Below are 13,437 nucleotides of genomic sequence, written 5' to 3'. Positions count from 1 at the left end.
GGAGAACGCCCCGACAGCCTCGGCCCTTCCCCGGCGCGGACGTAGGCGACCATGGAGCGGTGACGCGCAGCGACCATTCCTCCGACCCCGGGCGACCGGGGTGGTCGGCGGGGCGGCCGCGACGGCGCAGCGCAGCGGAGCCCACCCCCGAGCGTCAGCGAAGGTCCGTTGCTGACACCAGACGTCAGCAACGGACCATCGCTGACGACGAGGCCGACACCCGGCGCGAGCCCCCACCGACCCGCCGTCTCACCGGCCAGGACGCCGACGACGCCGGCCCGAAGAAGATCACCGTCACCCGCGTCGCGGCCTCGCGGACGCGGAACCTCACCCGGGCGGGCGTGCGCGCCTTCCACCGCGCGGCCTCGGCCGACGGCGCCGACCGCTCCGGGCTGACCGCGCTGACCTACGCGTGGATGGCGAACTACGCCTCCGACGCGACCCTCGCCGTCGCCCTCGCCAACACCCTGTTCTTCTCGGCCGCGAGCGCCGAGTCCAAGGACAAGGTCGCGCTCTACCTGCTCATCACCGTCGCGCCGTTCGCGGTCATCGCGCCGGTGATCGGCCCGCTGCTCGACCGCATCCAGCGCGGCCGCCGGCTCGCCCTGGCGCTCTCGACGGCGGGCCAGGGCGTGCTCGCCGTCGTGCTCGCCCTGTTCATGGACACCTGGGCGCTCTACCCGGCGGCGCTCGGGATCATGGTGCTGTCGAAGTCGTTCGGCGTCCTCAAGGCGGCGGTCACGCCCCGGGTGCTGCCGCCGGGCATCACGCTGGTGACGACGAACTCGCGCCTCACGGTCTTCGGCATGATCGCCTCGGGGGTGTTCGGCGGGATCGGCGCCGGGATCGCCTTCCTCTTCGGCTCGCCCGGCGCGGCCTGGGCGACCGCCGTGATCTGCGGGGTCGGGGTGTGGCTGTGCCTGCGGATCCCGTCGTGGGTCGAGGTCACCGAGGGCGAGGAGGAGACGGTCCTCATCCCCCGACCGGGCACGAAGGCGCGGCGGGTGCCGATGAGCAGCCACGTCGTCACCGCGCTGTGGGCCAACGGCTCGATCCGCGCCCTCACCGGCTTCCTGACGCTCTTCTCGGCGTTCGTGGTCAAGCACCAGACCGAGGGCACGCCGGGCCGCCAGCTGGTCCTGCTCGGGATCGTCGGGGCGGCCGCGGGTGCCGGCGGGTTCCTGGGCAACGCGCTCGGCGCCCGACGACGCTTCGACCGGCCCGACACCGTCGTCGTCGCCGGTCTGGGCGCGACCCTCGCGGCGACCGTGGTGGCTGCGATCCTCGTCGGGCTGACGACGGCGGCCGTGGTCGGCCTGGTCGGCGCGACGGCGTCCGCGCTGCTCAAGGTGTGTCTCGACGCCGTCATGCAGCGCGACATGCCGGAGGCGGCGCGCGCCTCGGCGTTCGGGCGCTCCGAGACGATCCTGCAGCTGTCCTGGGTGTTCGGCGGGGCGCTCGGGGTGCTGCTGCCCCCGGAGTGGTGGATCGGGTTCACCGTGATCAGCGCCGTGCTGGCGGTCGGTACGGTGCAGACCGTGCTCACCACCCGCGGCCATTCGCTGCTCCCCCGCCGTCGGGGGACGACGTGACGATGTCCGACCAGGAGTCCCGGCCGGCCCCCTCAGGCGGCCTCGCGGCCCGGCTGCGCGGCGTGCCGCGGTGGGTGTGGATCGCCGTCGTGGCGGTCGTCGTCGTGGTCGCCGCGACCGTCACGGCACTCGTCCTGACCTCCGGGCCGGACTCCCCCGGCGACGTCACGTTCACCGCGAACGGGCAGTCGGTGACCGCGCAGCCGACGTCCTACTGCGACGTAAAGGTCACCGACTGCGAGAACGAGCCGACGGCCGTCGCGACGCTCCCGCTACCGCCGGGCGCCGCCCTGGATCTCACCGTCCCGGACACCGTCCTCGCGACGCCGTGGCAGGTGGCCTTCACCTACGTCGACGAGACCGGCGCCCAGCAGGGCGGACGCAGCCAGGTGTTCGCGCCGAACGCCCGCGGCCAGTTCCACCTCACGCTGCCGGACCCGCGCTGGCGGCTGCAGCGCATCGAGGTCCAGCAGTTCGGGGCGAGCGAGACCCGGACGGCCCAGGGGAGCCTGTTCTCGACGCGCTCCACCTGGGTCCTGGTGAACGGCTGAGCCTGCCGCCTCAGCCCTCCAGCTCGCGGGCGACGGCCCGGACGACCTCGGCGAGCCGCTTGGTGTTGCGACGGTCGGGGTAGCGGCCGCGGCGCAGCTCGGGCTGCACCTTCGCCTCGAGCAGCTTGATCATGTCGTCGATGAGGCCGTGGAGCTCGTCGGGCGAGCGGCGCTTGGCCTCGGCGACCGAGGGCAGCGGGTCGACCAGCCGGACCTGCAGGGCCTGCGGGCCGCGGCGGCCCTCGGCGATCCCGAACTCGACCCGCTGACCGGACTTCAGCGCCTCGACCTCACGCGGGAGCGAGCCCTTCGGCACGTACACGTCGGCGCCCTCCTCCTGGGAGAGGAAGCCGAAGCCCTTCTCGGCGTCGTACCACTTGACCTTGCCGGTCGGCACCGTGCTCACCTGTTCTCTCATCGACGAGAACGCGCCCCGGCGACTGCCGGAGCGCGTCGCTCCATCGTATCCCCGCCGGGGCCGTCGGAGCCCCGGGTGATCACCGCTCAGGCGGTCGGACTGACGTTCCCGAGACCGAGGAGCTCGACCGACTCGGCCCGCATCTCGACCTTGCGGACCTTGCCGGTCACGGTCATCGGGAACTCGTCGACCACGCGCACGTAGCGCGGGATCTTGTAGTGCGCGAGCCTGCCGTTCGCGAACTCCCGCACCGCCTCGGCGGTGAGGTCGGCGACGCCGTCGCGCAGCCGCACCCAGGCCATCAGCTCCTCGCCGTAGCGCTCGTCCGGGACCCCGATGACCTGCGCGTCGAGGATGTCCGGATGCGTGTAGAGGAACTCCTCGATCTCCCGCGGGTACACGTTCTCCCCGCCGCGGATGACCATGTCCTTGATGCGGCCGGTGATGTTGACGTAGCCCTCGTCGTCCATCACCCCGAGGTCGCCGGTGTGCATCCAGCGGGCCCGGTCGATCACCTCGGCGGTCTTCTCCGGCTGCTCCCAGTAGCCCAGCATCACCGAGTAGCCGCGGGTGCAGAGCTCGCCCGGGGTCCCGCGCGGGACCGTCAGCCCGGTCTCCGGGTCGACGATCTTCGACTCGAGGTGCGGCATCGTCCGGCCGACGGTCGAGACCCGGCGGTCCAGCGAGTCGTCGGCGCGGGTCTGGGTGGAGACCGGCGAGGTCTCGGTCATGCCGTAGCAGATCGACACCTCGCTCATCCCGAAGCGCTCCACGACCTGCTTCATGACCTCGATCGGGCACGGCGAGCCGGCCATGATCCCGGTGCGCAGCGGGGCGAGGTCGTAGGAGTCGGCGTCGGGCAGCGACAGCTCGGCGATGAACATCGTCGGGACGCCGTAGAGGCTGGTGCAGCGCTCCTCGGCGCAGGCCTCGAGGGTGAGCTTCGGGTCGAACCCCGGCGCCGGGATGACCATCGTCGCGCCGGAGCTGGAGCACGCGAGGTTGCCCATGACCATGCCGAAGCAGTGGTAGAAGGGCACCGGGATGCACACCCGGTCGACCTCGGTGTAGCCGCAGAGCCGACCCACGAAGTACCCGTTGTTCAGGATGTTGTGGTGCGAGAGCGTGGCGCCCTTCGGGAAGCCGGTGGTCCCGCTCGTGTACTGGATGTTGATCGCGTCGTCGGCGGAGAGCTCGCCCTGGCGCTCCCGGACGCGGCCGACGTCGCCGTCGTGGACGAACAACTGCGCCCACTGTTCGGTGTCGGTGATGACGATCCGCTCGAGCGCCGGACAGTTCGGCCGCACGCTCTCGATCATCTCGGCGTACATCGAGGTCTTGAAGCTGCGCGCCGCGACCAGCATCCGGATCCCGGCCTGGTTGAGCACGAACTCCAGCTCGTGGGTCCGGTACGCCGGGTTGATGTTGACCAGGATCGCGCCGACCTTGGCGGTCGCGTACTGCAGCAGGGTCCACTGCGCGCAGTTCGGCGCCCAGATCCCGACGCGCTCGCCCTTGGCGATGCCCAGGTCCAGCAGCCCGACCGCCAGCGCGTCGACCTCGGTGACGAACTCGGCCCACGTGTAGCGCAGGCCCTGCGCGCGGTCGACGAGCGCCTCGCCGTCGGGGACGCGGGCGGCGGTGCGGTCGAGGTTGTCGCCGATGGTGTCCCCGAGCAGGGGCTCGTCGGAGATCCCCGAGGCGTACGAGGGCAGGGACGGGACGGCGGGGGCGCTCACCGGTACGGCCTCCTGACGGCAGGATCGTGGTCCCGCTCACTATGCCTTCGCGCGCGGCGATCGCGCATCCCTCTCCGGAGTCCGGGGCCGGACTGGCACGATCGTCTCCCGTGACGGCCACCGACTCCTCGGCCACGACCTCCTCCGGCGCGTCGGGGGCCGCCACCAGCGCGAGCGTCGACGGCGCCGCGCTCGCGGCCGCCGACGTGATCGCGGCCGCCGACCGCCTCGTCGACACCCTGGCGGCGATCGACGACGACGGCTGGTACTCGACGATCGAGGTCGTCCGGCCCTGGTCGTCCGTGAACCCGCGACTGACCGGCGAGTTCTCCCGGACCCACGCGATCCGGCGCTACCTGCACCGGGAGCTCGAGGCGCTGCTGCGGGCGGGCGCGCGGGTGACGGCCCGCCCCGCCCGTCCCGCGCTCGGGTTCGACGACCCGTCGTTCTTCGCCTCCCTCGACGAGGACCGCGTCGACGCCCGCTCGAAGAAGCTCTTCCTGTTCGGCCCGGAGCGGATGGGACTCTCGGTCGACCGGCTCGGCCACTACACCGGCACGCCCGCCGAGGCCTTCCAGCGTCACGTGCTCTTCACCAACTACGCGATGCACATGGAGGCGTTCCTCGAGCGCTACCCCGGGGCGGTGCGGCCGGACCACGACGTCCAGATGCCCGCGTACCACCACGTCACCGACGACGGCGACGGCGTCTCGCTGGTCAACATCGGCGTCGGTCCGGCGAACGCGAAGACGGCGACCGACCACGTCGCCGTCCTGCGGCCCGACACCATGATCATGATCGGCCACTGCGGGGGCCTGCGGAACCACCAGCAGAAGGGCGACTTCGTCCTGGCCACGGGCTACCAGCGCTTCGACCACGTGCTCGACGAGGTGCTGCCGCTCAACGTCCCGGTGATCCCCAACCACCGGCTCAACACGTTCCTCCTGGAGGCGCTGCAGGGCACGGGCGCGGAGTACCGGATCGGCACCGTGCACACCACGGACAACCGCAACTGGGAGCTCAACCAGCGGACGACGTTGGCCGCGATGCAGGCCTCGCGCTCGGTCGCGGTCGACATGGAGTCGGCGACGATCGCCGCGAACGGCTTCCGCTACCGGGTCCCGAACGCGACGCTGCTGTGCGTCTCGGACAAGCCGCTGCACGGGTCGCCGAAGCTTTCTGCGGGCGCGCAGCAGTTCTACGAGACGTCCAAGCGCCAGCACCTCGGGATCGCCCTGTCGGCGGTGGACCGGGTGCGCCAGGAGCACCCGGAGGGCCTGCCGAGCCAGGAGATCCGGTCGGTCGACGAGCCGCTGTTCGGGGGGCCGTCGGATACGTAGGGACCCGGTGTCAGCGATGAACCACCGCTGACACCTGACGTCAGGATGAACCCTTCCTGACATCGGGCGGGTCGTCCGTATCGTGGAGATCCGTCCGGCCTGAACTCGGAGGCCCTCGTGACCGGGATCGGCCGCCGACGCTCCTCGTATCCGGGGCTCCGGGCGCTCGTCCTGCTCCCGCGGTCGGTGGTCATGGCGGTTCTGGCCGTCGGTCGGAGGCGTCCGCGGGACCTCGTCGCCGGGATCTTCGGCGTGGGGCTCGGCGTCTGGGCCTGGTTCGTGGCGTACCTGGTGGTCGTCGGGTTCCTGCGGGGACCGCTCTACGGGTTCGTGGTTCCGGGTCCGTACGACGACGCCTGGGGTGGGCCGTCGTTGGCCGGCGCGTGGGCCGTGCACGCCGCGGTGTGGGTCGGAGTGGCCGTGGCGGCGCTTCTGATGTGGTGGGCGGTCGTCGTGCTGGCCGACCGGGTCACCGCGCACGTCCGGGGTGAGCGGCGGACGGCCTGGGCGGTCGTGGTGGCGACGGTGCTGCTCGTGGCGGCCGTGCTGTTCGTGTGGCTGTGGAGCCGGCAGCTCTGATCCGCGGATCTCCGTGCCCGCGGAGCCGGCCATGATCGCCTGACCCGGCCGTTCGCCTGCGGCGGAAACCGGCGACGGCACCGTCGGGAAGCCCTAACGTCCCGGTCATGGGCGAGGTCATCCCTCTCGAGAGCCGCCGCCGGAGGAGCGTTCCCCCGGCGCCGACGCCCCTGCGCCGCGCGCCGGAGCCGGACACCGAACCGTTGTGGCGGGAGGCCGTCGGGCGCGGGCTGCGCGACCTCCGACGCGCCCGGGGCGACCGCCTCGCCGACACCGCCGCGCGGGCCGGGATGTCGCCGCAGTACCTCTCCGAACTCGAGCGCGGCCGCAAGGATCCGTCGAGCGAGATGTTGGCGGCCGTCGCCGGGGCGCTCGGCGTACCGGTGCGCGAGGTGGTCCGGCGGGCCCACGCCGACCTCGCGCTCCGCGCCGGCTCCCCGAGCGGTCCGGTGATGCTCGCCGCGTAGGTGCGCTCCGCGCCCGTGAGCAGTAATTGACGCCAGAGCCTCAATTACTGCTCACGGGCGCAGAGCGCACCTACCGGGCCGCGATCACCTGGTCGACGATCCCGTAGTCCCGGGCCGCCGGGGCGGTGAGGACGAGGTCGCGGTCGGTGTCGTGGCGCAACGTGTCGGTGTCGCGGCCCGTGTGCGCGGCGAGGATCGTCTCCATCTCGGACCGCACGCGCACCACCTCGTCGGCGGCGAGGATGAGATCGGGGATGGCGCCCCGGCCCTGGGCCGCCGGCTGGTGGAGCACCACGCGGGTGTGGGGCAGCGCCGAGCGCCGGCCGGCCGCGCCCGCCGCGAGCAGCACCGCACCCGCGGCCACGGCCTGGCCCACGCACGTCGTCGCGACCGGGGCGCGGACGTACTGCATGGTGTCGTAGACCGCGAGCATCGCCGCGATGTCGCCGCCCTCGCAGTTGACGTACATCGAGATCTCCTGCTCCGGGGCGTCCGCCTCGAGGTGGAGCAGTTGGGCGATGAGCGCGTTCGCGACGCCGGCGTCGATGGCGGTGCCGAGGTAGACGATCCGCTCGGAGAGCAGGTGGGAGTAGACGTCGACGATGCGCTCGCCGCGCGCGTCCCGGGTGACGACGTTCGGGATCGTGTAGCTGCTCATGCCGCCACCCCCATCCCCACGCGCAGCCGGCGCACCGGCATGACCTGGTCGAAGCTCGAGACGATGTGGTCGACGAATCCGTAGTCGCGGGCCTGCTCGGCGGTGAACCACCGGTCGTGCAGCGAGTCCTCGAAGACCCGCTCGGGCGGCTGGCCGGTGTCGGAGGCGATGAGGCCGAGCACGGTGTCGCGGGTGTGGCGGAGGTCGTTGGCCTGGACCTCGACCTCCACCGCCGATCCCCCGATGCCGGACGACCCCTGGTGCATCAGGATCTTGGCGTGCGGGAGCGCGTATCGCTTCCCCGGCGTGCCGGCCGAGAGCAGGAACTGACCGGCGCTGCACGCCAGGCCCAGCGCGAGCGTCGACACGTCGCAGGGCACGAGACGCATCACGTCCCGGATCGCCAGCATCGCCGGCACCGACCCGCCGGGCGAGTGGATCCAGAGCGCGACGTCGGCGGAGTCGTTCTCGGCGGCGAGCGTGAGCAGGTGCCCGGTGAGGGCCGTGCCGTTGTCGTCGTCGAGGGCGCCGTCGAGCACGAGCACCCGGTGGCGCAGCAGGTGGGCGCGGAGTTCCGGCGAGAACGTGCCGGAGGTCGAGTCGGTCATGAGCCCACCGTCGTGCCCGGGAGACCCCACCCGCCACGAGATCCGCTGCTGGCAGCGCGGATCCGCTCTGAGCAGTTCGGCTTCGCCATGTGCGTGCGTTTCCGTGCTGGGACACGGAAACGCACGCACATGGCGGAGCCGAACTCAGCGACCCGCCGGGTGCACCGTCACCTCGGCCGCCTTGACCGCGAACCAGACCTCCTCGCCGGGCTCCACCCCGAGCTCGGCGACGGCGGCCGGGGTGACGTCGGCGGCGAGGCCCTCCAGCCAGTCCGGGCCGCCGGGCCGGGGTGCCGCCCGCAGCCGGATGAGCTCGCCGTGCGGTTCCATCGCGGCGAGCCGGACCGGCAGCGCGGTGCGCGGGGAGCCGCCCGGCTCGTCCCGGAACACCGCCACCGAGGCCGGGGCGAACAGCGCGACCGCACGCTCGCCGTCGTCGACGGGATCCGGGTGGGTGCCGGCGACGAGCGTGCCCTCGTCGGTTTTGAGGCCGTCGGCGCACGACTGGCCGGGGACGAGGTCGAGCCCCGCGATCCGCGCCGCGAACGCCGATCGCGGCCGGGCGAGGACCTCGGTGGTGGTCCCGGACTCGACGACCCGGCCCGCGTCGAGCACGACGATGCGGTCCGCGAGGACGACCGCGTCGAGGACGTCGTGGGTGACCATCAGCGTCGTCACGCCGGTCGCGCGCACGACCCGGCGCAGCAGCGAGCGGATCGCCGGGGTGGCGTCGACGTCGAGCGCGGCGAAGGGCTCGTCGAGCAGGAGCAGTTCGGGGTCGCAGGCCAGGGCCCGGGCGATCGCGACGCGCTGCGCCTGGCCGCCGGAGAGCTGCGCGGGCTTGCGGTCGGCGAGCGTGGACGCGTCGACCTCGGCGAGCCAGCGCTCCGCGGTCTCCCGCGCCGCCCGTCGGCCGGCCCCCGTCGAGCGGGGCCCGAACGCGACGTTGTCGATCGCGGACAGGTGCGGGAAGAGCAGCGCCTGCTGGCTGAGCAGGCCGACCCGGCGGCGGTACGCCGGGACCGACCCGTCCGGGGAGGAGAGCGTGCGCTCACCCAGCACGATCTCGCCGCGGCTGGGCAGGTGCAGCCCAGCGAGGACGCCGAGCAGGGTCGACTTGCCCGCCCCGTTCGAGCCGAGCACGCCGACCACCTCGCCGGTGGACACCGCGAGCGACACGTCGAGCTCGAACGAGCCGCGGACGACGGCGACGTCCGCCGACAGCCGGCTCATCGCACGTCCCGGGTGCGCGTCACGAGGATGACGACGATGGCGATGACGACGAGGACCAACGACATCGCCACCGCACCGTCGATGTCGTCCTGGGACTGCAGGTAGATCAGCAACGGGAGCGTCCGCGTCGTGCCCTGCAGGGAGCCGGCGAAGGTGATCGTGGCACCGAACTCACCGAGTGCCCGGGCGAAGGCGAGCACGCTGCCGGAGACCAGCCCGGGCAGGACGACGGGGATCGTCACCCGCCGCAGCGTCGTCAGCGGCGACGCGCCGAGCGTGGCCGCGACCGCCTCGTAGCGCTCGCCCGCCGTACGCAGCGACCCCTCGAGCGAGACGACGAGGAACGGCATCGCGACGAACGTCTGGGCGAGCACGACCGCCGTCGTCGAGAACGGGATGGTGATGCCGAAGTTGTCGTAGAGGGGCCCGCCGATCGGTCCAGTGCGGCCGAGGAGGAACAGCAGGGTCAGGCCGCCGACCACCGGGGGCAGCACCAGCGGCAGCAGCACCACCGACCGGATGAACGGCAGGCCGGGCAGCTGCGACCGGGCGAGGACGACGGCCAGCGGCCCGCCGAAGAGCAGGCACAGGACCATCGTCGCGAGCCCGGTCTTCAGCGAGAGCCACAGCGCCGAGAGCGCCGCCTCCGAGGTGACCAGGCTGAAGAAGTTCGACAGGTCGACCCGGACGACGAGCCCCACGATCGGGACCGCCACCAGGAGCCACGCCAGCGCCGCGGGCAGCCACAGGAAACGGGGGACGCGGCTCACGCGCCCCCCGCCACCTGGTCCGAGCTCACCGTCACTTCGTGGTGAAGCCCGCCTGCTGGAGCGCCGCCTTGCCCTGCGGGCCGGTCACCAGGCTCACCCAGGACTGCGCGAGCTGGGCGTTCTGGCTGCCGTTGACCACGCCGATCGGGTACGACTGGATGACGCCCTGGGCGGTGGCCTGCGGGAAGCTGACGCCGGCGACCTTGCCGTTCGCGCTCTTGACGTCGGTGACGTAGACGACGCCCGCGTCGGCGTTGCCGGTCTCGACCTTGGTGAGCACGCTGCGGACGTCCTGCTCCTCGCTGACCGGGTGCAGGGTCACCTGCGTGGCCTGCTCGGCGGCGGTGGCGGCGGCGCCGCACGGGACGGCCGGCGCGCAGACGACGGTGCTGACGCCGGGCTTGTTCAGGTCGGCGAACTGGGCGATCTGCTTCGGGTTGTTCGGCGCGACCGCGATCTGCGGCTGGTTCGTCGCGTAGACGATCGGCTCGCCCTGGATCTTCCCGGCCGCGACGGCGGTCTGCATCGTCTTCGAGCTCGCGGTGGCGAGGACGTCGACGGGTGCGCCCTGCACGACCTGCTGGGCGAGCTGGTCGGAGCCGCCGAAGTTGAACTTGACGGTGACGCCGGGGTTCGCCGCCTGGAACTGCTGGCCGAGGCTCTGGTACACGTTCGTGAGCGAGGCCGCCGCGGAGACGGTGAGCGTCTTGGGCGCGGCCTGGGCCGAGGTGGACGGGGCCGAACCGGAGCCCGATCCACCGCAGGCGGCGAGCGCCAGTCCCAGGAGGGCCGCGAGGGCCGCGAACAGGACGGCGCTGCGGCGGGCCGTCCGGGGAGAACGCTGGATGCTCACGCGGTACCTCCAGGAGTCTCGACGATGATGTGCGTGGCCTTGACGACGGCCACCGCGAGCGAGCCCACCTCGAGGGCGAGCTCGTTGACGGCCTCGGTGCTCATGAGCGAGACGACCCGGTGGGGGCCGCACTGGACCTCCACCTGGGACATCACCTTGTCGCTCTGGATGTCCGTGACCAGGCCGACGAACCGGTTGCGAGCGGATCGTCCGACCCCGGACGGATCCGGGGTGGCGTGGGCCTGGGCGCGGGCGAACGACGCCAGGTCGGCACCGGCGATGACCTTGCGGCCACTGGTGTCGGCCTCGACCGGCAGCGCTCCGCCGTCGGTCCAGCGACGTACGGTGTCGTCGCTGACGCCCAGCAGACGGGCTGCCTCGGCGATCCGGAACTGCGTCACGGCGACGGAGTGTAGAACCGCACAAGCGGTTGCGCTGCGGCCTTCACTCGGGAATTTCGTGTCGGAGGGCAACGAAAACCGTGTCACGTGATCACGAGCGCTCTCGCGATCGGGTGCGCCCGGTGGGAGAGTCCGGGCGTGGACTTCGCACCCAGCGCCGTGGCCGATGACTACACGAAGCGCATGCGCGCCTTCCTCGACGAGTCGATCCTCCCCGCCGAGGCGGAGTACGACGCCTGGCGCGAGGAACGCCGCGGGACGCCGGCCGAGCACGACCTGCCGCCGGTCGTCGAGACGCTGAAGGCCGAGGCGCGCGAGCGCGGGCTGTGGAACCTCTTCCTGCCCGCCGAGTCCGGGCTGTCGAACCTCGAGTACGCCCCGGTCGCCGAGGTCACCGGGTGGTCGCCGGTGATCGCCCCCGAGGTGATCAACTGCCAGGCGCCCGACACCGGGAACATGGAGACGCTGCACCTGTTCGGCACCGCTGAGCAGAAGCAGGACTGGCTCACCCCGCTGCTCGCGGGCGAGATCCGCTCCGCGTTCGCGATGACCGAGCCCGCGGTCGCGTCGTCGGACGCCACCAACATCACCACCTCGATCCGCCGCGACGGCGACGACTACGTCATCAACGGGACGAAGTGGTGGATCTCGGGCGCGTCCGACCCGCGCTGCCAGATCTTCATCGTCATGGGCAAGACCGACCCGGAGGCCTCGGCGCACCGCCAGCAGTCGATGATCCTGGTCCCGCGCGACACCCCCGGCCTGACGATCACCCGGCCGCTGCCCGTCTTCGGCTACCAGGACCAGCACGGGCACTGCGAGATCGAGCTCGACGACGTGCGGGTGCCGGCCTCCAACCTGCTCGGCGAGGAGGGCGGCGGCTTCGCGATCGCCCAGGCCCGCCTCGGCCCCGGGCGCATCCACCACTGCATGCGGCTGATCGGGATGGCCGAGCGCGCCCTGGACGCGATGGTGCGCCGGGCCAACGATCGGGTCGCGTTCGGCAAGCCGTTGGCCGCGCAGGGCGTGGTGCAGGAGCAGATCGCCGAGAGCCGCATCGAGATCGAGCAGGCCCGCCTGCTGGTGCTCAAGACCGCCTACCTCATCGACGAGGTGGGCGCCCGCGGCGCGGCGAGCGAGATCGCGGCGATCAAGGTGATCTGCCCGCGGATGGCCTGCGGGGTGATCGACCGCGCCATCCAGGTGCACGGCGGCGGCGGGGTGTCCGACGACTTCCCGCTCGCCTACGCCTACGCCTGGGCCCGCGCGCTGCGCCTGGCCGACGGGCCCGACGAGGTGCACCTGCGCTCGGTCGCCCGCCAGGAGGTCAAGTCCCGCTCCTAGATGCGGATGAACAGCCCGAGAGCCCAGGCCCGGCCGACCGCCTCCGCGCGGTCGGTCGCGCCGAGCTTGCGGAAGAGGCGGGTCGCGTGGGTCTTCACCGTCTGCCCCGACAGGTAGAGCCGGCGTCCGATGTCGGCGTTGGTCAGCCCGCGCCCGACGCCGATCAGCACCTGGACCTCGCGCACCGACAGCCCGAGGGACCGCTGAACACCGAGGTCGACCCGCACCTCGCCGGACCGCGCGTCCTCCCCCGGCCCGGCGGCGGTCAACGGGAGCAGGTCCTCCCCGGCCGACGACTCGCCCGCCACCTGGACCAGGGTCCGCACCAGTGCGCGCGGCGCCTCCCAGCGCAGGAACCCGACCGCACCGGCGGCCAGGGCCGCGGCGACCGACCCGGCGTCCTCGGCGGCCCCGGCGAGCAGCACCGCCGTCGTCGGGGACACCTCCCGGATGCGTCGGACCATCCCCGCAGGGTCGCCGGTCCGTGAGATCCCCAGGACGACGAGCTCCGTCGGCCCCTCGCCCGCCCGGGCGAGCAGATCGTCGTCGTCGGCCGTCGCGATGATCTCGTCGACGTCCGCATGAGCCCGCAGCAACAGCTCCAGCCGATGCCGCGCCTGCTCCCGCGCGTCGTGCACCACGCATGTCCTGCCCATCGATGTGCCCCCTCGGCCGCCCCAGCCTCGACTGGAACACCTACCGCGTCACTCGTCCGAGTGCACGGCCGGAGGCCCTGACCGCGCCGAAGCTCACGACATCGGTGTAATTCACCCGCCTGGTTCTCACTCACACGCGTCACGGACGTTTCGATTGACCACAGCGAGCGATGATCGTTCAGTGCTCTCCGGACGGCCCACACCAGGGCGGGCTCGGACCGGGAGCGG

Annotated in this window: 15 protein-coding genes; 6 read left to right on the top strand and 9 right to left on the bottom strand. The window is 72.5% G+C overall.

Going from position 1 to position 13,437, the window contains the following annotated elements:
• Positions 1-59 precede the first annotated feature (59 nt).
• Positions 60-1,592, top strand: a complete 1,533-nt coding sequence (locus LQ327_RS12650) for an MFS transporter (RefSeq protein WP_230734018.1) — start codon at positions 60-62, stop codon at positions 1,590-1,592.
• 2 nt (positions 1,593-1,594) lie between these two features.
• Positions 1,595-2,143, top strand: coding sequence for a DUF2771 family protein (locus tag LQ327_RS12645; RefSeq protein ID WP_230735047.1), 549 nt, complete (start codon positions 1,595-1,597; stop codon positions 2,141-2,143).
• Positions 2,144-2,153: 10 nt separating this feature from the next.
• On the opposite strand, the gene LQ327_RS12640 is transcribed toward LQ327_RS12645, so the two are convergent.
• Together LQ327_RS12640 and LQ327_RS12635 are read right to left on the bottom strand one after the other, a co-directional pair.
• Positions 2,154-2,540: a cold-shock protein gene (locus LQ327_RS12640; protein WP_230735045.1), complete on the bottom strand. Its 387-nt coding sequence runs from the start codon at positions 2,538-2,540 to the stop codon at positions 2,154-2,156.
• Between the two features lie 107 nt (positions 2,541-2,647).
• The gene (locus tag LQ327_RS12635) at positions 2,648-4,300 is read right to left on the bottom strand and encodes an AMP-binding protein (RefSeq protein WP_230734016.1); all 1,653 of its coding nucleotides are present in this window, start codon (positions 4,298-4,300) and stop codon (positions 2,648-2,650) included.
• A gap of 110 nt (positions 4,301-4,410) precedes the next feature.
• Between LQ327_RS12635 and LQ327_RS34735 the strand changes: the two genes are divergently transcribed.
• The 3 genes from LQ327_RS34735 (at position 4,411) to LQ327_RS12620 (ending at position 6,686) form a co-directional block, all read left to right on the top strand.
• Entirely contained in the window at positions 4,411-5,640 is a 1,230-nt protein-coding gene (locus LQ327_RS34735) for an AMP nucleosidase (protein ID WP_230734014.1), read from the top strand.
• A gap of 117 nt (positions 5,641-5,757) precedes the next feature.
• A complete protein-coding gene (locus LQ327_RS12625; protein WP_230734007.1) occupies positions 5,758-6,219 on the top strand; it encodes a hypothetical protein in 462 nt (153 codons plus the stop codon).
• 107 nt (positions 6,220-6,326) lie between these two features.
• The gene (locus tag LQ327_RS12620) at positions 6,327-6,686 is read left to right on the top strand and encodes a helix-turn-helix domain-containing protein (RefSeq protein WP_308286298.1); all 360 of its coding nucleotides are present in this window, start codon (positions 6,327-6,329) and stop codon (positions 6,684-6,686) included.
• Between the two features lie 70 nt (positions 6,687-6,756).
• Here the strand turns inward: LQ327_RS12620 and LQ327_RS12615 are convergent, their stop codons facing one another.
• The 6 genes from LQ327_RS12615 to LQ327_RS12590 all read right to left on the bottom strand — a co-directional run bounded on the left by LQ327_RS12615 (position 6,757) and on the right by LQ327_RS12590 (position 11,209).
• Positions 6,757-7,344 (bottom strand): ClpP family protease, encoded by a 588-nt coding sequence (locus LQ327_RS12615; protein WP_230734005.1) that lies wholly within the window; start codon positions 7,342-7,344, stop codon positions 6,757-6,759.
• On the bottom strand, positions 7,341-7,952 hold the full coding sequence (locus tag LQ327_RS12610) for a ClpP family protease (protein ID WP_230734003.1): 612 nt from the start codon (positions 7,950-7,952) through the stop codon (positions 7,341-7,343). Before LQ327_RS12610 ends, LQ327_RS12615 begins: the two co-directional genes overlap by 4 nt.
• A 144-nt stretch (positions 7,953-8,096) precedes the next feature.
• Complete coding sequence (locus LQ327_RS12605) at positions 8,097-9,185, bottom strand: sulfate/molybdate ABC transporter ATP-binding protein (protein WP_230734001.1); 1,089 nt, start codon at positions 9,183-9,185, stop codon at positions 8,097-8,099.
• Complete coding sequence (locus LQ327_RS12600; protein ID WP_230733991.1) at positions 9,182-9,955, bottom strand: ABC transporter permease; 774 nt, start codon at positions 9,953-9,955, stop codon at positions 9,182-9,184. The genes LQ327_RS12605 and LQ327_RS12600 overlap by 4 nt, the downstream gene beginning before the upstream one ends.
• A 31-nt stretch (positions 9,956-9,986) precedes the next feature.
• Positions 9,987-10,802 carry a molybdate ABC transporter substrate-binding protein gene (gene modA / locus LQ327_RS12595; protein ID WP_372460675.1) on the bottom strand — a complete coding sequence of 272 codons (816 nt, stop codon included), beginning with the start codon at positions 10,800-10,802 and terminating at the stop codon, positions 9,987-9,989.
• A gap of 2 nt (positions 10,803-10,804) precedes the next feature.
• Positions 10,805-11,209 (bottom strand): TOBE domain-containing protein, encoded by a 405-nt coding sequence (locus LQ327_RS12590; protein ID WP_230733987.1) that lies wholly within the window; start codon positions 11,207-11,209, stop codon positions 10,805-10,807.
• A gap of 138 nt (positions 11,210-11,347) precedes the next feature.
• On the opposite strand from LQ327_RS12590, the gene LQ327_RS12585 reads away from it, so the two are divergent.
• Positions 11,348-12,553 carry an acyl-CoA dehydrogenase family protein gene (locus tag LQ327_RS12585; RefSeq protein ID WP_230733985.1) on the top strand — a complete coding sequence of 402 codons (1,206 nt, stop codon included), beginning with the start codon at positions 11,348-11,350 and terminating at the stop codon, positions 12,551-12,553.
• Here the strand turns inward: LQ327_RS12585 and LQ327_RS12580 are convergent.
• A complete protein-coding gene (locus tag LQ327_RS12580) occupies positions 12,550-13,209 on the bottom strand; it encodes a helix-turn-helix transcriptional regulator (RefSeq protein ID WP_230733983.1) in 660 nt (219 codons plus the stop codon). The genes LQ327_RS12585 and LQ327_RS12580 overlap by 4 nt on opposite strands.
• Positions 13,210-13,437 lie beyond the last annotated feature (228 nt).

The organism is Actinomycetospora endophytica (genome assembly GCF_021026375.1).
Classification (GTDB): Bacteria; Actinomycetota; Actinomycetes; order Mycobacteriales; family Pseudonocardiaceae; genus Actinomycetospora; species Actinomycetospora endophytica.
The sequence above is the reverse complement of the archived record's forward strand: the minus strand, read 5'-3'. Positions and strand labels throughout refer to the sequence as shown.

Bases quoted from the DNA above. Each gene is read 5' to 3' on its own strand.
- LQ327_RS12645 (WP_230735047.1), top strand. From the start codon at position 1,595: ATGTCCGACCAGGAGTCCCGGCCGGCCCCCTCAGGCGGCCTCGCGGCC.
- LQ327_RS12620 (WP_308286298.1), top strand. From the start codon at position 6,327: ATGGGCGAGGTCATCCCTCTCGAGAGCCGCCGCCGGAGGAGCGTTCCC.
- LQ327_RS12615 (WP_230734005.1), bottom strand. From the start codon at position 7,344: ATGAGCAGCTACACGATCCCGAACGTCGTCACCCGGGACGCGCGCGGC.
- LQ327_RS12610 (WP_230734003.1), bottom strand. From the start codon at position 7,952: ATGACCGACTCGACCTCCGGCACGTTCTCGCCGGAACTCCGCGCCCAC.
- LQ327_RS12605 (WP_230734001.1), bottom strand. From the start codon at position 9,185: ATGAGCCGGCTGTCGGCGGACGTCGCCGTCGTCCGCGGCTCGTTCGAG.
- LQ327_RS12580 (WP_230733983.1), bottom strand. From the start codon at position 13,209: ATGGGCAGGACATGCGTGGTGCACGACGCGCGGGAGCAGGCGCGGCAT.